The organism is Micromonospora sp. HK10 (genome assembly GCF_000982955.1).
Lineage (GTDB): Bacteria > Actinomycetota > Actinomycetes > Mycobacteriales > Micromonosporaceae > Micromonospora.
Map to the genome: position 1 here is coordinate 22,143 of NZ_KQ058816.1, position 18,773 is coordinate 40,915.

The 18,773-nt window shown below is 72.9% G+C and carries 16 protein-coding genes; 7 read left to right on the forward strand and 9 right to left on the reverse strand.

Annotation, left to right across the window (positions count from 1 at the left end):
- Nucleotides 1-29 precede the first annotated feature (29 nt).
- Both LQ51_RS13870 and LQ51_RS13875 read left to right on the forward strand, forming a co-directional pair.
- Nucleotides 30-1,133, forward strand: a complete 1,104-nt coding sequence (locus LQ51_RS13870; RefSeq protein ID WP_046565872.1) for a winged helix DNA-binding domain-containing protein — start codon at nucleotides 30-32, stop codon at nucleotides 1,131-1,133.
- Between the two features lie 365 nt (nucleotides 1,134-1,498).
- Nucleotides 1,499-1,828 (forward strand): nucleoside triphosphate pyrophosphohydrolase family protein, encoded by a 330-nt coding sequence (locus LQ51_RS13875; protein ID WP_046565873.1) that lies wholly within the window; start codon nucleotides 1,499-1,501, stop codon nucleotides 1,826-1,828.
- A gap of 138 nt (nucleotides 1,829-1,966) precedes the next feature.
- On the opposite strand, the gene LQ51_RS13880 is transcribed toward LQ51_RS13875, so the two are convergent.
- The 4 genes from LQ51_RS13880 to LQ51_RS13895 are packed head-to-tail and all read right to left on the reverse strand — an operon-like array spanning nucleotide 1,967 to nucleotide 6,351.
- Nucleotides 1,967-3,175 carry an ABC transporter ATP-binding protein gene (locus LQ51_RS13880; RefSeq protein ID WP_046565875.1) on the reverse strand — a complete coding sequence of 403 codons (1,209 nt, stop codon included), beginning with the start codon at nucleotides 3,173-3,175 and terminating at the stop codon, nucleotides 1,967-1,969.
- Between the two features lie 9 nt (nucleotides 3,176-3,184).
- On the reverse strand, nucleotides 3,185-4,021 hold the full coding sequence (locus LQ51_RS13885) for a carbohydrate ABC transporter permease (RefSeq protein ID WP_046565878.1): 837 nt from the start codon (nucleotides 4,019-4,021) through the stop codon (nucleotides 3,185-3,187).
- 1 nt (nucleotide 4,022) lies between these two features.
- The gene (locus LQ51_RS13890) at nucleotides 4,023-5,018 is read right to left on the reverse strand and encodes a carbohydrate ABC transporter permease (protein WP_046565880.1); all 996 of its coding nucleotides are present in this window, start codon (nucleotides 5,016-5,018) and stop codon (nucleotides 4,023-4,025) included.
- A 43-nt stretch (nucleotides 5,019-5,061) separates the two neighbouring features.
- Nucleotides 5,062-6,351, reverse strand: a complete 1,290-nt coding sequence (locus LQ51_RS13895; protein ID WP_046565882.1) for an ABC transporter substrate-binding protein — start codon at nucleotides 6,349-6,351, stop codon at nucleotides 5,062-5,064.
- A gap of 527 nt (nucleotides 6,352-6,878) precedes the next feature.
- Between LQ51_RS13895 and LQ51_RS13900 the strand changes: the two genes are divergently transcribed.
- Together LQ51_RS13900 and LQ51_RS13905 are read left to right on the forward strand one after the other, a co-directional pair.
- The gene (locus tag LQ51_RS13900; RefSeq protein WP_046565884.1) at nucleotides 6,879-7,310 is read left to right on the forward strand and encodes a RusA family crossover junction endodeoxyribonuclease; all 432 of its coding nucleotides are present in this window, start codon (nucleotides 6,879-6,881) and stop codon (nucleotides 7,308-7,310) included.
- 47 nt (nucleotides 7,311-7,357) lie between these two features.
- Entirely contained in the window at nucleotides 7,358-7,633 is a 276-nt protein-coding gene (locus LQ51_RS13905; protein ID WP_046565885.1) for a hypothetical protein, read from the forward strand.
- 66 nt (nucleotides 7,634-7,699) lie between these two features.
- Here LQ51_RS13905 and LQ51_RS13910 read toward each other — a convergent pair whose 3' ends face one another.
- The 5 genes from LQ51_RS13910 to LQ51_RS13930 all read right to left on the reverse strand — a co-directional run bounded on the left by LQ51_RS13910 (nucleotide 7,700) and on the right by LQ51_RS13930 (nucleotide 14,230).
- Nucleotides 7,700-8,632, reverse strand: a complete 933-nt coding sequence (locus LQ51_RS13910) for a rhomboid family intramembrane serine protease (protein ID WP_046565888.1) — start codon at nucleotides 8,630-8,632, stop codon at nucleotides 7,700-7,702.
- Nucleotides 8,633-8,727: 95 nt separating this feature from the next.
- Complete coding sequence (locus tag LQ51_RS13915; RefSeq protein WP_052744871.1) at nucleotides 8,728-9,507, reverse strand: L,D-transpeptidase family protein; 780 nt, start codon at nucleotides 9,505-9,507, stop codon at nucleotides 8,728-8,730.
- Between the two features lie 373 nt (nucleotides 9,508-9,880).
- On the reverse strand, nucleotides 9,881-10,672 hold the full coding sequence (locus LQ51_RS13920) for a DUF4184 family protein (protein WP_046565890.1): 792 nt from the start codon (nucleotides 10,670-10,672) through the stop codon (nucleotides 9,881-9,883).
- 21 nt (nucleotides 10,673-10,693) lie between these two features.
- Nucleotides 10,694-11,392, reverse strand: a complete 699-nt coding sequence (locus LQ51_RS13925; protein WP_046565892.1) for an HAD family hydrolase — start codon at nucleotides 11,390-11,392, stop codon at nucleotides 10,694-10,696.
- Nucleotides 11,393-11,503: 111 nt separating this feature from the next.
- Nucleotides 11,504-14,230, reverse strand: a complete 2,727-nt coding sequence (locus LQ51_RS13930; protein ID WP_046565893.1) for an MGH1-like glycoside hydrolase domain-containing protein — start codon at nucleotides 14,228-14,230, stop codon at nucleotides 11,504-11,506.
- Nucleotides 14,231-14,272: 42 nt separating this feature from the next.
- Here LQ51_RS13930 and LQ51_RS13935 point away from each other — a divergent pair, with 42 nt between their 5' ends.
- The 3 genes from LQ51_RS13935 (at nucleotide 14,273) to LQ51_RS13945 (ending at nucleotide 18,772) form a co-directional block, all read left to right on the forward strand.
- Nucleotides 14,273-16,216, forward strand: a complete 1,944-nt coding sequence (locus LQ51_RS13935) for an amylo-alpha-1,6-glucosidase (RefSeq protein WP_046565896.1) — start codon at nucleotides 14,273-14,275, stop codon at nucleotides 16,214-16,216.
- 128 nt (nucleotides 16,217-16,344) lie between these two features.
- Nucleotides 16,345-17,670 carry a glycosyltransferase family 4 protein gene (locus LQ51_RS13940; RefSeq protein WP_046565897.1) on the forward strand — a complete coding sequence of 442 codons (1,326 nt, stop codon included), beginning with the start codon at nucleotides 16,345-16,347 and terminating at the stop codon, nucleotides 17,668-17,670.
- A gap of 79 nt (nucleotides 17,671-17,749) precedes the next feature.
- Complete coding sequence (locus tag LQ51_RS13945; protein WP_082159414.1) at nucleotides 17,750-18,772, forward strand: serine/threonine-protein kinase; 1,023 nt, start codon at nucleotides 17,750-17,752, stop codon at nucleotides 18,770-18,772.
- Nucleotide 18,773 lies beyond the last annotated feature (1 nt).

An 18,773-nucleotide genomic window follows, 5' to 3' on the forward strand; every position in this document is an offset into this window, starting at 1 on the left:
GGCCGTCCACCGCCGACGAAGGGCCGCTCGTGACCGTACGCCTCACCGGCGCCGAGGCGCTGGCGCTGCGGATGACCAGCCTGCTGCTTCGCCCGCACCCGGTGGCGCGTCCGGGCGGGGTGGCCGAGGTGGTCGAGTGGTTCGGCGCCATGCAGGCCCAGGACGTGGCGAGCGGCGAGTGGTCGCTCGGCGTACGCCTGCCCGGGCGCACCCAGGCGGATGTGCGCGCGGCGCTGGAGCGGCGGGAGGCGCTGCGGACCTGGCCGATGCGCGGCACCGTGCATCTCGTACCGTCCCGCGACGCCCACTGGATGCTCGCGGTGACCGGCGTGCGGATGCTGGCCTCGGCCGCAACCCGGCAGGCCCAGCTCGGCCTCACCGCGGCCGACGCCGACCGGGCCGCCGACGTGCTCGGTGCCGCCCTGGCCGGCGGGGGCCGGCTGACCCGCGCCGAATGCCTGGACGTGCTCCGCGCCGCCGGCCTGGACACCGGCGGTCAGCGGGGCTACCACCTGCTCTGGTACGCGAGTCAGCGCGGTGTCACCTGCATCGCCCCCCAGGTGGGCAAGGAGCAGACGTTCGCCCTGCTGGACGAGTGGGTGCCCGAGCCGCACCGGCCGGAGCGCGACGAGGCGCTCGGCATCCTGGCGCGGCGCTATGTGCGCAGCCACGGCCCGGTCACCGCGCACGATCTGGCCCGGTGGACCGGGCTCACCGTGACCGACGCCCGCCGTGGCTTCGCGGTGGCCGGTGACGCGCTGGCTCCGGTCGAGGTCGACGGTGTGGCGGCGGTGGTCGACGCCACGCTGCTGGACGCCCCACCCGAGCCGGTCGACGACGTACACACGCTGCCCGGCTTCGACGAATATCTGCTCGGCTTCCGGGACCGCTCGCTGATGCTCGACCCGGCGCACGCCAACGCCGTGGTCCCCGGCAACAACGGGATCTTCCAGTCGACCGTGGTACGCGGCGGCCGGGTGGTGGGCATCTGGAAGCGGACGGTCGGGAAGCGTGCCGTCACGGTCACCGTCCAGCCGCTGACCCCGTTCGACGCGGCCCTGCGGTCCCGGGTGGAGTCCGCCCTGGCCACCTACGCCGATTACCTGGGCCTGCCGCTCCGCAACTCTTGGTGACGACTGCCGCTCCGGGCCTACTAGGGACGGTGCATCACTGAGCGTCACCGGTGGTCGAGGTAGGCCTTCCCCGCCGTTTCCGCCCGCACGCCTTTGACCTGGTGTTTCCTTGGCCCGCCAGCGAACCGATCCCTACCCTGGTCGCCGCCTTTGCTCTGCAGCCACGGACGCAGCGCTCACGCTCCGTTGCATGCTGCGCCGATGGCTGCAGAGCAAAGGCGGCGCACCGCCCACCCGGTCGGGCGTGCAGGGCGATTACATTTGGTAGTCGTCGGCACGTGTCGGACCGGGTGGGGGTGCGCGCGTCATGCCGCCGTGGCGGGGTCCGGCGGTCGGGTGAGAAGGGTCGGACATACTGGTCCGCCGTGGATCTGAATGACTATCAGCGTGGCGCCCTGCGTACCGCCGCTCCGCGCGACCGGGCGAACGAGCTGCTCCACCTGGTGCTCGGGCTGGTCGGCGAGTCCGGTGAGATCGCCGAGAAGTTCAAGAAGTGGGTGCGCGACCACGACAGCGACGAGTCGCGGATCGACCGGGCCGACATCGCAAAGGAGCTCGGCGACGTGCTCTGGTACCTGGCGGTGCTCGCGGACTATCTCGACCTGTCGCTGGACGACATCGCGACGGCCAACCTGGCCAAGGTCGCCAGCCGCCAGAGCCGGGGCGTGCTGGGCGGCAGCGGCGACAACCGCTGACCGGCGCGAGGGAGGGCGCGGGGGCAAGCGACCGAGGACCGGCCGGAAGCCCAGGACCGGGGCCAGGAGCCGAGGACCGGGGGCAGAAGCCGAGAGCCGGGGGCTGACGTCGCCCCCGGCCCTGGCCTTCGGCTACGGTCAGTCGGCCAGCGCGCCTGCCGCCCGACCCTCGTGCAGGGTGAGGTTCCGGCCGCTGGCCGGGTCGAACAGGTGGATCTTTTCCAGGTTGAACCAGACCCGGCGCTGCTCGCCCTCGCGTACCGGCGACTCGGCGGAGAGCCGGGTGACCAGGTTCGATCCCGCGCCGCTGAAGTCGGCCGCGCCGGCGTCGGCGGCCAGCTCCTCCAGCTCGGCGGCGGTGGCCCGCTCCCCCTCGACCGTGAAGTAGACGTACTTGTCGGAGCCCATCGACTCGACGATCTCGACGGGAGCGTCGAACTCCATGCCCCGGCGGCGGGTCTCCTCGTCCAGCAGCTCGGCGTCCTCGAAGTGCTCGGGTCGGATGCCGAGGATCAGTTCCCGGGGCGCGTCGGCACCGTCGAGCTGGCGGCGGATCCGGTCCCCGATCGGCACATCGCCAAGCGCGGTCCGCAGCCGGCCGTCGGCGACCGCGGCGTGCAGGAAGTTCATCGACGGCGAGCCGATGAACCCGGCCACGAACAGGTTGCGTGGGTGGTCGTAGAGCTCCTGCGGCGGGCCGACCTGCTGCACCGCGCCGCCCCGCATGATCACCACCCGGTCGCCGAGGGTCATCGCCTCGGTCTGGTCGTGGGTGACGTAGACGGTGGTGGTGCCGAGCTGCTTCTGCAGCCGGGACACCACCGTGCGCATCTGCACCCGCAGCTTGGCATCCAGGTTGGACAGCGGCTCGTCCATCAGGAACGCCTTGGGCTGGCGTACGATCGCCCGGCCCATCGCCACCCGCTGCCGCTGCCCACCGGAGAGGTTGGCCGGTTTGCGGTCCAGCAGCGCGGTCAGCTCCAGCACCTTTGCCGCCTCGTCGACCTTCTGGTTGATGGTCTCCTTGTCCAGCTTCGCCAGCCGCAGGGGGAACGCCATGTTCTCCCGCACGGTCATGTTCGGGTAGAGCGCGTACGACTGGAAGACCATGGCGATGTCCCGCTCCCGGGGCGCCTTGTCGTTCACCCGCTCGCCGCCGATGCGCAGCTCACCGGAGCTGATGTCCTCCAACCCGGCGATCATGTTCAGGGTGGTGGACTTTCCGCAGCCCGACGGGCCGACCAGGATCACGAACTCGCCGTCGGCGATCTCCAGGTCGACGTCCCGCACCGCGGTGGTCCCGTCCGGGAACCGCTTGCTCACCTTGTCCAGCACGATGTCGGCCATTGCTACCACCTATCCCTTTACTGCGCCGGAGGTCAGACCCGAGACGATGCGGCGCTGGAAGAAGAGCACGAACAGGATGATCGGCACGGTGATCACCACGGCGGCGGCGCAGATCGCCCCGGTCGGGTCCTCGAACTGCGACTCACCGGTGAAGAACTGCAGCGCCACCGGCACCGTGCGGGACCGCTCGGTCGAGGTGAGCGTGATCGCGAACAGGAAGTCGTTCCAGCAGAAGATGAAGACCAGGATGGCCGTGGTGAACACGCCGGGCGCGGCCAGCGGCGCGATCACCCGCCGGAACGCCTGGCCCTGGGTGGCGCCGTCCATCTTCGCCGCCTTCTCCAGGTCCCACGGGATCTGCTTGAAGAACGCCGACAGCGTGTAGATCGCCAGCGGCAGCGCGAACGTGATGTACGGCAGGATCAGCCCCGGCCAGGTGTCGAAGATGCCCAGCTGCCGCTCGATCTCGAACAGCGGCGACACCAGCGACACCTGCGGGAACATCGCGATCAGCAGCGAGACGCCGACCAGCAGCTTCTTGCCGGGGAAGTCCAGCCGGGAGATCGCGTACGCGGCCATCGTCCCGAGCACCACCGCGATGGCGGTGGCGATTAGCGCGATGCCGATCGAGTTGATCAGGGCCCGGACGAACTGGTCGGTGTCGAAGATGGTCCGGTAGTTGTCCAGCGTCCACTCCCGCGGCCAGAACTTGCCGTCGGTGAGCGTGGCCGAGGTCTTGAAGGACAGCGAGGCGATCCAGAGCACCGGAACCAGCGCGAAGACGACCACGATGACGTCCAGCAGGCCCCAGCGCAGCTTCGCCCGGGTGGTGGTTTCCACTGCCATGTCAGCGCCTCTCCCCGTCGTCGCTGCCCGGGGCAGCGGTGCCGAACAGCTTCACGAAGACGAACGCGATGATCGCCACGGTGAGGAAGATCAGCACCGACATCGTGGAGCCGATGCCGAGGTTCAAGCCCCGGATCAGGTTGTTGTAGGCCAGCATCGATACCGACGAGGTCTCGTTGGCGCCCGAGGTGAGCACGAAGATGTTGTCGAAGACCCGGAACGCGTCCAGGGTGCGGAAGAGCAGGGCGACCAGGATGGCCGGCTTCATCACCGGCAACATCACCTTGGTGAACCGCTGCCACCCGGTCGCGCCGTCGGTGGAGGCCGCCTTGAGCAGGTCCTCGGGCACCAGCGCCAGCCCGGCCATCAGCAGCAGCGCCATGAACGGGGTGGTCTTCCAGATCTCGGCCAGCATGATGATCGCCAGTGAGCTGGCCCGCTCGGTGAGCGGGGCGCTGCCGTCGAGGAGGTTGGCCAGGTAGCCGGTGCCGGGCGTCCAGGCGTACCGCCAGGAGAAAGCCGCCACGACCGTGACGATGCCGTACGGGATCAGCGCCGCGGTGCGGACGATGCCCCGGCCGACCAGGGTCCGGTGCATGATCAGGGCCAGGCCCATGCCGAGCACCAGCTCGATCACCACGGTGACCACGGTGATCAGGGCGGTCACCCCGAACGCGGTCCACCAGAACTGGTTGGTCAGCACGGTCACGTAGTTGTCCAGCCCGACGAACTCGCGCTCGTCCGGGAAGCGCAGGTCGAAGCGCTGCAGGGACAGCCAGACCGAGTAGAGGATCGGGTACGCGGTGACCAGCACCATGACCAGGGCGGCCGGCGCGCAGAGCAGCCAGCCGAGGCGTCGCTCGGCCCGCTTGTTCTCGCTCAGCGGGGGCCTGGGCCGGCGGCCGGCGCGCTGGCCGGGCACCGCGGCGTGCCGGCCGGTGGGGCGTTCGGCCTCGGCCGCGACGTCCGCACCGGCGGGCGTGGCGTTGATGCTCATGCGGTCACCTCCGGACGGTCGTCGGCGAAGCGGTGACGGACGGTCACGGCAGGACCCCCTTTGACTCGAGGGCGTCGGCGATCGCCGAGCGCAGCTCGTCCGCGGTCTGCTCGGGGCGGATGCCGGACGGCGGCGACAGGATCGCCGACATCACCGTGGAGATGCTCTGGTACGCGGGGGTCAACGGCCGGACCGCCGGCTCCTTGAGCTCCTCCAGGATGGTGTCCTTCATCGGGTACGCCTGGTCCATCTCCGGGTCGTCGTAAACCCGCTCGATGGTCGGCGGGACGCCGTCCTTGACGGCGGAGAACTTCTGGTGCTCGGCGTCGCGGATGCACTTCGCGGCCTCGAAGGACTCCCCCGGATGCTTCGAGTAGGTGCTGACCGCCAGGTTGACCCCGCCGATGGTGACCTTGCTCGGGGTGTTCGCCTCGATGCCCGGCACCCGGGCCCACTTCACCTTCTGCGCCAGCTCCGGGTTCGCCTCCTGCATGGCCGGATACACGAACGGCCAGTTGACCTGGAAGGCGCCCGCGCCGGACTGGAACTCCAGCCGGACCGGGTCCTCGGTGGCGTTGCTGAACGACGGCGACGTCACGCCCGACGTGGCGAACTTCTTGAGCTGGTCGAGCGCGCGTACGGTGCCGGCGTCCATCACGGCCCGCTTGCCGTCGTCGCTGAGGATCTTGCCGCCGGCGCTCTCCGCCAGCGTGTTGTAGAGGACGACCAGACCCTCGTACTGCGCGCCCATGGTGAGCACCTGGTACGGCTTGCCCTGCTGCTTGAGCTGCTGGGCCGCGCTGATCATCTCGTCCCACGTCTTCGGCGGCTCCGGCACCAGGTCGGTGCGGTACCAGAGGAGCTGGACGTTGGTGTTCTTCGGCGCGGCGTACAGCTTGCCCTCGTAGCGGGCGGTGTCCAGCGGGCCGGCGAGGGTGCCCTGCTCCACCTCGGCCTTGTCCTGGCCGGTCCACTCCCGGATCCAGTCGGCGCTGGCGAACTCCTGGGTCCAGGTGATGTCGAGGCCGAGCACGTCCATGCCGCTGTCCTGCGCGGCGAGCCGGCGCACCATCTGCACCCGCTGCTCGTCGGCCTGCCGGGGCAGCACCCGGTAGACGATCCGGTAGCGCCCGTCGGCGCGGGCGTTGCAGTCGTCGACCACCTTCTGCAGGTTCTGCTCCGGCGGGTAGTACAGGTTGATCGTCGGCGGGCCGCCGTCACCGCCGGAACCGCAGGCGGCCAGCGGCGCCGTCAACGCCAGCGCGGCGGCTGCCGCGGCGGCACGCCGTGCCGGTCGCCGCCGTTGCGCGGCCCTGTCGGGGTCTGTCGTCATCGCCCTCCCCCTCTCGTTGGCGAAGAGCCGGGGAGGTCACCCGTGCCCCGGCGCACGGCGAGACGGTCGGGACACCGGCCACGCACCGTTTCGCCCGCGCCCCGGGCGTTTCGTGCGCTGGACAGTGCCCTACCTGCGACGTCATGAAACGTGACGGTCACGGGACGGACACCACAGGTCACCTGGTGGGACGGATCACCCCGCGCGGCCTGCGCGGCCCGGTCGCCGCCCGCCCGGTCCGGCCGGCCTGGTCGCCGCCCGCCGGTCCGGCCAGCCTGCGTCGCCCGCCGTCCGGCCGTGGCGATCCGCCGGGCGGCCGGGCGCACGTCCCAGGCTGTGGACGGTGAGGCTACCCAGCGTGCGCTTCGGTGGGTTAGCGTCAGGTCTGCTCCGCAGCCAGCGCGTCGCCGTCGAAGTCGATACGCCTCCGGCCGACCCCCAGCCCGCCCGATCGGTTGGTTCTCGCGCGAACGTCCCTCTGCGGTCCCACCGGTTGGGCAGGATCAGCCCAACGAGGAGGTGCCGTCGTGCAGGACACCCGCGCTCTCGCCCTGACGTTCGAGGTGAGCGGCCTGCCCCCGGTCAAGACCGAGGCCCTGTCCCTCTTCGCCGCCGGGCACCGGCAGGCGACGAGGGTCCGTGCCCTGCTCCAGGCCGCCTGCACGGCGGCCCAGCACTCCGGCTGGACCCCGCTCGCCGGTCCGGTGGAGGTGGACGTGACCCTGCGCTGTCCGCCCGGGCACCGCACCTCCGACGCCAGCACGCTGCTGGGCGGGGTCTGCGCGGTGCTCCAGGACAAGAAGCGGGTGGCGAACATCGGCCTGGCCCACCTCGGGGTGCTGGTCGACGTCGCCCTCTACGGCGACGACCGGCAGATCCGCCGGCTGGCGTACGCCGAGGAGCCGGCCGAGGACTTCTCGTACCAGGTCCGGGTGGCCGCCGTACCGACGGCGGTTTGACCGACGGCCGCGGTGGGGTATCGCGGACGCCGATGAAGGGAGCGCCGATGTCGGAGCCACATGTCACGCTCGATCCGAGAGGGCTGGATCCGGTGCAGCAGAAGCTGCGCGGCCCGCTGGAGGATCAGCTGACCTCGGCTTTGCAGGCGGCCGCCGATCGGATCCGCGCCGACTACGCGGGCGAGCCGGTCGAGGACGTGTGCCGTCGGCTGCTCGACGAGACCCGCGCCGGCCTGCACCCGGACATCGCCGCGGGGTTCAACCCGGACATGGACGAGTTCTGCCGGGTGGCCGTGGCGATCGTCCGGGGCGAGATCTCCTGACCCGCACGGGACCGGCCGCGCGGCCCGTACCGATGGCGGGCCGGCGCGGCGGGCGCTGGCTGCTGTTCAGCCGTTGAGGTTCATCGACCGCAGCAGCACCAGCGCGAGCAGCAGCAGCGCCAGGGCGACGATCACCGCCGCCTGCACGGCCGTCCGCCGCTTCGCCGGCGCGTACGCGATCCCGAGGCCCGCCAGGCCTCCGACCAGCAGGCCACCCAGGTGCCCCTGCCAGGACGTCCAACCGGCGGAGAGCACCATCCAGATCAGGAACGGGATGATCACCCGGCTCGGCTCGATCGGGTGGTGGTGCAGCCGTCGGGCGAGCACCACGTAGCAGCCGGCCAGCCCGTACACCGCGCCGGAGGCGCCCACGGCGCCCTGGTGCGGGTCGACGAGGAAGCCGAGCACCGAACCGCCGAGCGCGGCGAGCAGGTAGACCGCCAGGAACCGCGACCCGCCGAGCCGTTCCTCGACCACCCGACCGAGCAGCCAGAGCCAGTACAGGTTGAACACGATGTGCAGGATGCCGAGGACGCCCTGGGTGGGCAGCAGGTGCAGGAAGGCGGAGGTGATCAGGCGGTACCACTCGCCGTGCGCGATCCCGATGAGCCGGTAGCCCGGGTAGTCGGCGCCGTCGTCGACGTACCGCTGGCCGGCGTCGTCGACCAGCGCGGTGCCGATGCTGTCGAACTGGTCGAGGATCGCCGGGTGGGCCAGCTCCAGCAGGTAGGCCAGCACGGTGAGCGCGATGAGCGTGTACGTCACCACCGGGCGGCTGGTCGGCCGGCCACCGAAGACGGTCCGGGCCTGCCGGACGGTGCGGTTGTCGTCGCGTACGCAGTCCGGGCAGCGGTGCCCCACCGGGGCCTCGCGCATGCAGTCCGGGCAGATGTGCCGGTCGCAGCGGGCGCAGCGCAGCAGCGTCTCCCGCCGGGGGTGCCGGTAGCAGGTGGTCCGCCCGTCCTCGGCGGGAGGCGGGTTGGTGCTGATGGTGTCCATGTCGTACGCGGGTCCCCAGGTCGGGCGTCGGGTGGGACCGGAGGCTACCCCGACCGGCCGGGCACGCGCATCGGCCGGTCCGGGCGGCCGGCGGGTCAGTAGCGGTCGAGCACCGCGTAGGGGCTGAGCACGATGCGCGGGTGGGCGGCCGGGTCCAGCCAGGTGAGCACGCCGACCAGGTGCTCGTGGGAGAGGCTGACGCAGCCCGCGGTCGGGCCCGACGGGGTCGTGCTGAACTCGTGCAGGAAGATCCCGCTGCCGGCGCCGGGGACCGGCTTGGGCACGTTCGGCGCCATGTTGTAGGTGATCACCGCGAAGTGGGTGTACGCGGGCCGCTCCTGCCAGAGCGCCTCGCTGTAGCCGCCGGGGTTGGTGGTGCTGTGCTGGAACGTGTTGTACGCGGGCGAGGCCGGGTTCTCGTTCCACCAGTCGTTGGTGACGATCGGGTGGTAGGGGTACCGGACGCCCGGGTTGGCGGCGATGCCATACATGGTCGGGCCGAAGGAGTAGACGCCGGTGGGTGTGGTCGCGACGCCCTCGACGTGGTTGTCGCTGAAGCCCTTGGCGCCGATCCGGGCCGGCAGCGGCGCGGACACCGGCACCCAGCGGGCGCCGGCCTTCCGGAACGTCTCGAGCGTCGCGGACGTGGTGGTCCAGCTCGTCGCGCCGACGATGACCACCTGCGTGGTCTCCTTCGGCAGCGTGCGCAGCAGCGAGGCGCGGTTCTTGGTGACCACGCCGCCGCGGGGCAGGGCGGGGTTGGTCGGTCCGACGTCGGGATCGGTGATGGCCGCCGCGGCGGGCGTGGCGCCGCCGGCGATGACCGGCGCCGCGACGCCCGCGGCGGCGCCGATGATGAGGGATCTCCGCTTCACCCGGACGATCCTGGCACTTCGCCCGAAATCCCGCAGCCCCGTGGAGAGTGACATTTCTGCCGGACGGGTCAGGACCGGGTCCGCAACTCCCCGGTCCTGACCCCAGCCGTCCGGCGTGGTAGCGGTCTCCGCCGTCGCGAGCACCGGCAGGCGTGGCACGCCGCCACGCCGGGCTCAACACGGCGAGCCGGCCCGCCTGCACTCAGCTCCACGGTGCCCAACTACCGGACTTCGGCGCATTCCCGACTCACCCCGAAGAGCCGTGAACGCCGGCTCAGGTTAGGCAGCGCGTCGCAGGCCGGACAAGGTTTACCGGGCTCCGCGGAATGTGATTGATGCCAAGGTCGAAAACCGGCATGTCGGCGTAACGGGGTCAGCCGACCTGGCGCTGTTTGTCCTCGAGGCGAGTGGTCGGCCGGGGCTCCGGCCGGGGCCCGACCAGACCACCCGCGACGGCCGCCCCGGCGATCAACGCGACCGCCGCCAGGTGCAGCAGCCGCACCCCTGCCGGCGCCGCGACACCGGCCGCCGGCAGGCCCGGCAGCACCAGGCAACCGAGCGCGGTGACCGGCAACGCCACCGCCCAGAAGACCGCGGGACGGGCCGGCGGCGCGGGCGGTCGTACCCCGTCCACGATCTCACCCCGGCGGGCGCCGCCGACGGCCAGGGTGAGCACCACGAGGCCGCCGCCCAGCGAGCTGATCACGTCCGCGAACTGCCACCAGTACAGGCCGGTCGCCGCGTGGAAGTCCGCGACGCCCAGCAGCCGGGGCAGCCGCTCGGTGTGGGTGAGCCGGTCCCACGCGACGTGGCTGGCCGCGCCGATCAGCGCGGAGCAGGTGGTGACCTGCCACGGGTGCCGGACGGCACCCAGCGCGGCGTGATCGGCCCAGCCGAAGAGGCGCCCGCCGGGCAGGTGCACCGCGATGCCGGCGATCACCCGGCGGACGATCCAGGCGTACGCCAGCGCGACCGGCAGGCACCACCAGAGCAGCCCGCCGAGGGTGTGGGTGCGCAGCCCGGGGTCGAGCCGGGTGCCGGTGAACAGGTAGCCCACGTCCGGGGCGACCGCACCGGTGGCCAGCGCCACCCCGTCGAACCAGTGCGGGCGCCACAGCTTCAGCGGCAGCACCGGCGCCAGATGCGACGGGAAGGTGAGCGGCACAGCTCGGAGGTTACCGCCAGATCAGAAGTGTTGGACCAGGTCAGGGAAGGCGCCCAGGCGGATCACCCGGTGGTCGGTCGGGTCCAGCTCGTCGTGCTCCAGCACCCAGGTGTTCTCGTTCGGGATGAAGACCGCGTTCATCCCGGCCGCCCGCGCCGGCCGGATGTCCGAGCGGGGCGAGTTGCCGATCATCCAGGCGGCGGCCGGGTCGAAGCCGTGTTCCCGGGCCAGCCAGCGGTACGTCTCGACGTCCTTCTCGGGCACGATGTGCGCGGCCCCGAAGTGGTGCAGCAGGCCGCAGGCGTCGAGCTTGCGCTGCTGCTCCTCCCGCTCGCCCTTGGTGAGCAGCAGCAGCTCGTGCCGGGTGGCCAGGTCGTCCAGCGTCTCCGCGACCCCGGGCATCAACTCCACCTGATGGGCGGTCAGCGCCGCCGCCAGTTCGTCGATCTCGGCGCGCTCGGCCGCGGTGGCCGGACGCGACCGCAGCTTCTCCAGACACTCGCCGAGGCTGCGCAGGAAGACCTTGCTGCCGTAGCCGTGCGCGACCGCGTTGGCCCGCTCGATGTCGTCCAGCACGGCCCGGATCTCGGCGCGGTCCAGCGTCGGGTGGTCCAGCCAGGCGAGAAAGTCGTCGATGACCCGCTCGAAGACGACGTTGTTCTCCCAGAGCGTGTCGTCGGCGTCGAAGACCAGTACCGCCGCGTCCCGGCCCCGTACCATCGCGGACCCCTCCCCCGTGTCGTTGGACCGGGACACGCTACAGCGACCCGACGAGCGCGGCAGCCGGATTTACGACGGTCCGGCCCGGCGGCCGGGCGGGTGCCGCGCGGCTCAGCGGCGCAGCGTGAGGATCAGGTCGGCCACCAGGGCGGTCCAGCCGGTCTGGTGCCACGCGCCCAGCCCGGCGCCGTTGTCGCCGTGGAAGTACTCCGGGAAGCAGAGCAGGTCCCGCCAGTCCGGGTGGGTCTGGAACAGCTGGGCCGCACCGTAGATCGGCCGCCGGCCCCAGCCGTCCCGGGTGAACAGCGAGATCAACCGGGCGGAGAGGTCGTCCGCGATCTGGTCCAGGGTCTTCTTCACCCCCGAGCGGGTCGGGTACTCCACCTGGAGGTCGTCGCCGAAGAAGGCCGCGTAGTCGCGCAGCGCGCTGATCAGCAGGAAATTGGTCGGCATCCAGATCGGCCCGCGCCAGTTCGAGTTGCCGCCGAACAGGCCGCTGGTCGACTCGGCCGGCTCGTAGCCGACGCTGAACTCCTGCCCGCCCAGGCTGACCGTGAACGGCTTGTCCAGGTGGGCCCGGGAGAGGGTACGCAGGCCGTACTCGGAGAGGAACTCGTCGGTGTCGAGCATCCGGGCGAGCAGCCGGACCACCTGCTCCGGGCCGACCATGGACAGCAGCCGCTGCTGGCGGCCGTCCGGACCGAGCCGGCGGGCGCCGATCACCTCGGCGTACTCGGGGCGGTTGGTGAGGAACCAGCGCAGCCGGGCGCCCAGCTCGGGCAGGCGGCGCAGGGTCCGCGCGGTGAGCCGGGTGACCGCGGCCAGCGGCAGCAGCCCGACCACCGAGCGGACCTTCAGCGGCACCTTCGTGCCGTCGGGCAGCCGCAGCACGTCGTAGAAGAACGCGTCCTCGTCGTCCCAGAGCCCCTGCTCGTACGCGGCCGCCGCGATGTACGCGAAGTGCTCGAAGAACTTGGTGGCGGTGTCCACGTACGCCCGGTCGTGCTCGGCCAGCACGACGGCCATGTCGAGCAGGTTGAGCGCGTACATGGCCATCCAGCCGGTGCCGTCGGACTGCTCCAGCGTCCCGGCGACCGGCAGCGCGGCCGAGCGGTCGAACGGGCCGACGTTGTCCAGCCCGAGGAAGCCGCCCTCGAAGACGTTGTTGCCGCCGGTGTCCTTGCGGTTGACCCACCAGGTGAAGTTGAGCAGCAGCTTGTGCATCACCCGGGCGAGGAACTCGTGGTCCCGGCCGCCGTCGATCTCGAAGACCTTCAGCGCCGCCCAGGCGTGCACCGGCGGGTTCACGTCGCCGAACGCCCACTCGTACGCGGGGATCTGCCCGTTGGGGTGCAGGTACCACTCGCGCAGCAGGAGCAGCAGCTGTTCCTTGGCGAAGCCGGGGTCGACCCGGGCCATGGTGACGCAGTGGAAGGCCAGGTCCCAGGCCGCGTACCAGGGGTACTCCCACGGATCCGGCATGGAGATCACGTCGAAGCTGTTCATGTGCCACCAGGCGCTGTTGCGCCCGTGCCGGCGGCCGGCGGGCGGCGGGGACGAGCCGGGGTCGCCCTCCAGCCACCGTTTGACGTCGAAGTGGTAGAACTGCTTGCCCCACAGCAGCCCGGCGATCGCCTGCCGGGCGACCAGGGCCTCGTCGGCGGTGGCGGTGGCCGGGACGACGCCCGCGAAGAAGCGGTTGGCCTCGGCGCGGCGGGCCCAGAGCACGGCGTCGAAGTCGTCACCGAGCTCCGCCGGGGGCGGCGGGGCACTCGCCGGGGGCGGGGCGGTACGGGTCAGCCGCAGCCGGATCTGCCGCTGCCCGCCGGCCGGCACGTCCAGCACGTAGTGCAGCGCGCCCTTGGTCCCCTCCCGGTCCGGGTTGACGGTGTCCGCCCCGGTCACCACGTGGTCGTTGATGCCGTCCTTCGGGTACGGCGACCGGCCGGGCAGCCCCCAGAGCCGCTCGGCGTTCGTGTCGTTGTCGCAGAGCAGCGGGGTGGGCTCGCCCTCCCCCTCCAGCAGCAACTGGCCGAGCACCCGGTGCTCGCCGAGCAGCCGGGCGCCCGCGCCGGGGGACGCGCCGGCCGGCGTGCCCACGATCCGGGGCACCCGGTCGCCGCCCGGCAGTCCCCAGGCCCAGGTGTTGCGGAACCAGAGCGTGGGCAGCACGTGCAGGGTCTCGTCGGTGTCGCCTCGGTTGGCCACCGTGATCAGGACGCAGAGATCGGTGGGTGACGCCTTGGCGTAGTCGACGGTCACCGCCCAGTACCGGTCGTCGTCGAAGATCCCCGTGTCGACCAGCTCGTACTCGGTGTCGTCCCGGCCGCGCAGCGCGTTGACCGCGACCAGCTCGTCGTACGGGAAGGCGGCCTGCGGGTAGTGGTAGCGCCAGCGCATCCACGAGTGGGTGGGGGTGGAGTCCTCGTACCACCAGTACTCCTTGACGTCCTCCCCGTGGTTGCCGCCGTCCCCGCCGAGGCCGAACATCCGCTCCTTGAGGATCGGGTCACGTCCGTTCCACAGCGCCAGCGCGAAGCAGAACGTCTGCCGGTCGTCGCAGACGCCCGCCATCCCGTCCTCGTTCCACCGGTAGGCTCGGGACCGCGCGTGATCGTGGGGAAAGTAGTCCCACGCCGTGCCGTGCTCGCTGTAGTCCTCCCGTACCGTCCCCCACGCCCGCTCGGACAGATAGGGACCCCATGCGCGCCAGTCCTGCTCGCCGGCGTCGGCCTGGGCGAGCCGGTGCCGCTCGGGGTCGGGGGTCGCGGAGGTCGGACGGTCAGTGATCACCTGCACATCTTCGACGCCGCCGGGGTACTTCACCACAGCGGCCATTGTCGTCGTGGCGCGTTACACCTCGCGGCCGGTGGAGGAAAGTTGATCGACATTCGGTTCGGACCGGGGGTCTGTGGCGACCTGGCCGCCGGCGCGTCCAGGGAGTGGCTGGTCACCGACGGGCGCGGCGGCTACGCGATGGGCACCGTCGGTGGGCTGCGCACCCGCCGCTACCACGGGCTGCTGGTGGTGGCCGGTCAGACCCCGGCGTCCCGCCGGGTGGGACTGGTCAGCCTCGATCCGGCGGTGACCCTGCCGTCCGGGGCGCAGGTGCGCCTCGGCGCCCACGAATGGTCCTCCGGGGTGGTGGACCCGCGCGGGTTCGAGCTGCTGGAGCGCTTCGACCTGGCCGACGGGGTGCCCCGCTGGCGGTGGCGGGTCGGCGACGTGGTGCTCGAGCGGGAGATCGCCATGGCGTACGGCCGGTCCTGCGTGGCGGTGGTGCACCGGCTGGTCTCCGGCGGGCCGGTCCGGCTCGACCTGGCGGCCGCCTGCACCTGGCGGGACGCGCACGGCGAACGCCGCGCCGACGGACCGGCCCCGCGGCTGGACCCGGTCGCCGGCGGGGCGGTGGTCGAGGGGGCGTTCCGGCTGGCCGGGCCGGACTGGACGCCTGCGGGGCAGTGGTGGCTCGGGGTCCACCACCGGGAGGAGGCGGCGCGCGGGCTGCACCCGGACGAGGACCTCTGGTACGCGGGCCGGTTCTCCGCCTCGCTGGACGAGCCGGGCGCCGAGCTGTCGGTGCTGGCCTGGGCCGACGACCTCGCCGAGGAGCCGCCACCGGCGACCGCGCTGGTGGCGGCGGCCCGGCGGCGGCACCGCGCGGTGGTGGCCGCCGCGAAGCCGGCCGACGAGGTCGAGGCGACCCTGGCCCTCGCCGCCGACGCGTTCGTGGTCCGCACCGCCACCGGGCCGGACGTGGTGGCCGGCTACCCGTGGTTCGGCGCCTGGTCCCGGGACACCATGACCTCCTACGAGGGGCTGTTCCTGGCCACCAACCGGGCCGACGAGGGGCGGGAGCTGCTGCGGGCGTACGCGGCGACGCTGTCGGAGGGGATGCTGGCGAACACCGCCGACACCGGGCGGGTGGAGCACAACACCGTCGACGCCACGCTGTGGTTCCTGCACGCGGTGAGCCGGCACGTCACCCTGACCGGCGACACCGACCTCGGCGCGGAGCTGCTGCCCGCGCTGCACGCCGTGGTGGCGGCGCACGTGGCCGGCACCCGGTACGGCATCGGCGTGGACCCGGCCGACGGGCTGCTCACCCAGGGCGGCCCGCCCGACGTGGCACTGACCTGGATGGACGCCCGCGTGTACGGGGTGCCGGTGACCCCGCGTACCGGCAAGCCGGTGGAGGTCAACGCGCTCTGGGTCAACGGGCTGGCCGGGCTCGTCGAACTGACCGGGCGCACCGGCGGGGACGCCGGCGGGCTGCGCACGCTGCACGACCGGGCGGCCGGGTCGTTCCGGGAGCGGTTCCCGGGGCCGGCCGGCTGGCTGCACGACGTGGTGGACGCGCCCGCCCCGGCGTACCCGCTCGGCGGGGCGCCGCACCACGACGACGACCTGCTCCGCCCCAACCAGCTGCTGGCCTGGTCCCTGCCGTACGCCCCCCTCGACCCGGACGAGGCGGCGCTGCGCCAGGTCACCGAGGCGCTGTTCACCCCGCTCGGCCCGCGCAGCCTCGCGCCCGGCTCCCCCGGCTTCGTCGGCCGGCACCGGGGCGGCCCGGCCGAGCGGGACGCAGGCTACCACCAGGGCACCGTCTGGCCGTGGCTGACCGGGCCGCTCGTCGACGCGTACCGCCGGGCCGGGCTGCCCGTCGACGACCTGCTGGTCGGGCTGACCGGGCACCTGACCGAGTACGGGCTCGGCTCGGTCAGCGAGACCGCCGACGGGATCGCCCCGCACGCCGCCACCGGCTGCCCGTTCCAGGCCTGGTCGGTGGCCGAGCTGCTGCGCGTCCGGCGCCCCCGCCGGTAACCCGTTACACACCGGCAACCAGCGTGTCTCCGCTGGTTATCGACCTCTGGGCAGGATGGGCCGCGACCCCCCGACGTACCCGGCGCGGTGCGGCGCGGGGGCGCGAGACACAACTCAAAGGGGGCCGCATGTCAGCTGACGCCGCAGTGTTCGACCTCCAGCCCGCCCGGCACCAGCGGGTGCTGATGCTGTCCTGGGAGTACCCGCCCGTGCTCGTCGGTGGCCTCGGCCGCCACGTGCACGCCCTCTCCGTCGCCCTGGCCGCCGCCGGCCACGAGGTCACCGTCGTCACCCGGCACGCCGACGGCGCACCCCTGGAGGAGTACGCCGACGGCGTGCGGATCGTCCGCGCCGCCGAGGACCCGGTCCGCTTCCCGCTCGCCACGGACTCCCTGCTGGCCTGGACGATGGCCTTCAACCACACCCTCACCCGGGCCGCGCTGCGCGCCGCCGGCGTCGGCGGCTTCGACGTGATCCACGCCCACGACTGGCTGGTCGCGCACACCGCGGTCACCCTGGCCGAGCACCTGGACCTGCCGCTGGTGAGCACCATCCACGCCACCGAGGCGGGCCGGCACCAGGGTTGGCTGCCCGGGGAGATGAACCGCACCATCCACGGCGTCGAGCACTGGCTGAGCAACGCCTCGGCCCGGCTCATCGCCTGCTCCGGCTACATGCGTGACCAGGTGGCACGGCTGTTCGAGGTGCCGACCGGGCGGGTCGACGTGGTGCCGAACGGGGTGGACGGCCGGGCCTGGCACGCCCGCCCCCGCGCGGTCACCTCGGCCCGGGCCCGCTTCGCCGGAAACGGCCCCCTGGTCGGGTACGCCGGCCGGCTGGTCTACGAGAAGGGCGTGCAGCACCTGGTGCATGCCGTGCCGTCGTTGCGGCGACGCCATCCGGGGCTGCGGGTGGTGATCGCCGGCGACGGCCCGTACCGGCAGGAGCTGGTCGACCAGGCGCGGCGGCTGCAGGTCGGCGAGACGGTCCGGTTCGCCGGTTTTCTGGACGCCGGGCAGCTCCCGGCGGTCCTCGCCGCCACCGACGCCACGGTGATCCCCAGCCTGTACGAGCCGTTCGGCATGATCGCCCTCGAGGCGGCCGCGGCCGGCGCGCCGCTCGCGGTGGCGGCGACCGGCGGGCTGGCCGAGATCGTCGAGCCGGGCGTGACCGGGGTGACCTTCCCGCACGGCGACCCGGACGCCCTGGCCGGCGCGGTCGACCAGCTCCTCGGCGACGAGGTCTTCGCCCGCCGGGTGGCCCGCCGCGCCCGCAGCATGGTGGTCGAGCGGTACGGCTGGGCGACCATCGCGGCCCGCACCGCCGGTGTTTACGCCACCGCCCGCCGGGACCACGACGGTTTCCAGGCGCGCCGGGCCGCCACCCTGCTGGCCGGGAACCGTTCGGCGATCGCCATCCCGGACGGCAATCTGCTGACCGGTGCCGCGAGCTGACCGGGGAAGGCCCTGACGGGCGATAGGTGCCGTCCGATCCGTTGGCTATTGTGGACCTCCACCAGCGGTGAGGAGAGCGGTGCAGCAGGTAGTGATCGCCGGCCGGTACCGCCTGCTCGAACTGGTCGGCCGCGGCGGGATGGGGCGGGTCTGGCGGGCCCGCGACGAGACGCTGCACCGCGAGGTGGCGGTGAAGCAGGTGCTGCCGCCGCAGTGGCTCGCCGCGAACGAGCGGGACGAGCTGCGCCGCCGTACGCTGCGCGAGGCCCGGACGGCGGCCCGGCTCAGCCATCCCAACGTCGTGCACGTCTACGACGTGGTCCAGGTCGACGACGATCCCTGGCTGGTCATGGAGTACGTCCCGTCCCGGTCGTTGCAGGAACTCGTCGACGCCGAAGGGCCGGTCGACCCGCGCCGGGCGGCCGGCATCGGGCAGGCGGTGCTGGCGGCGCTGGGCGCCGCGCACGGGGCCGGGGTGCTGCACCGGGACGTGAAACCGGCCAACGTGCTGCTGGCCCGGGACGGCCGGGTGCTGCTCAGCGACTTCGGGTTGGCCGTCTTCGACGGCGGCGACGGCCGGATGACCCGGCCCGGCCTGGTCCTCGGCTCGCCGCAGTACGTGGCCCCGGAGCGGGCCGCCGAGGGGGTGTCCAGCGTCGAGGCGGACCTCTGGTCGCTCGGCGCCACCCTGCACACCGCCGTGGAGGGGCGCTCGCCGTACGCCCGGAGCACCGCGATGGCCACGCTCGCCGCGCTGGCCAGCCAGCCGCCGGATCCGGCCCCGCACGCCGGCCCGCTGGAGCCGGTGCTGGCCGGCCTGCTGCGCCGCGACCCGCGTCGGCGGCTGCGCCACGACGAGGCGGCCCGGCTGCTGGCGGCCGCCGCCGCCGGTGTGGTCATCCGACGCGTACCGGCCTCCGCGCGTCCGGACGCCGCCACCTGGGACGGCGCCGGCGCGGCCCCGCCGTTCGGCGGGCCACCGGGGGCGCCTCCGGCGGCCGCGGCCGCGGCCCCGGGCGGAACTCCGGCGGCCCGGCCGACCGGCCCGGCCGCGGCGACCGGCCCGGCCGCCGACGCCCCGCCGCCCTCGGCGGCCCGGTAGA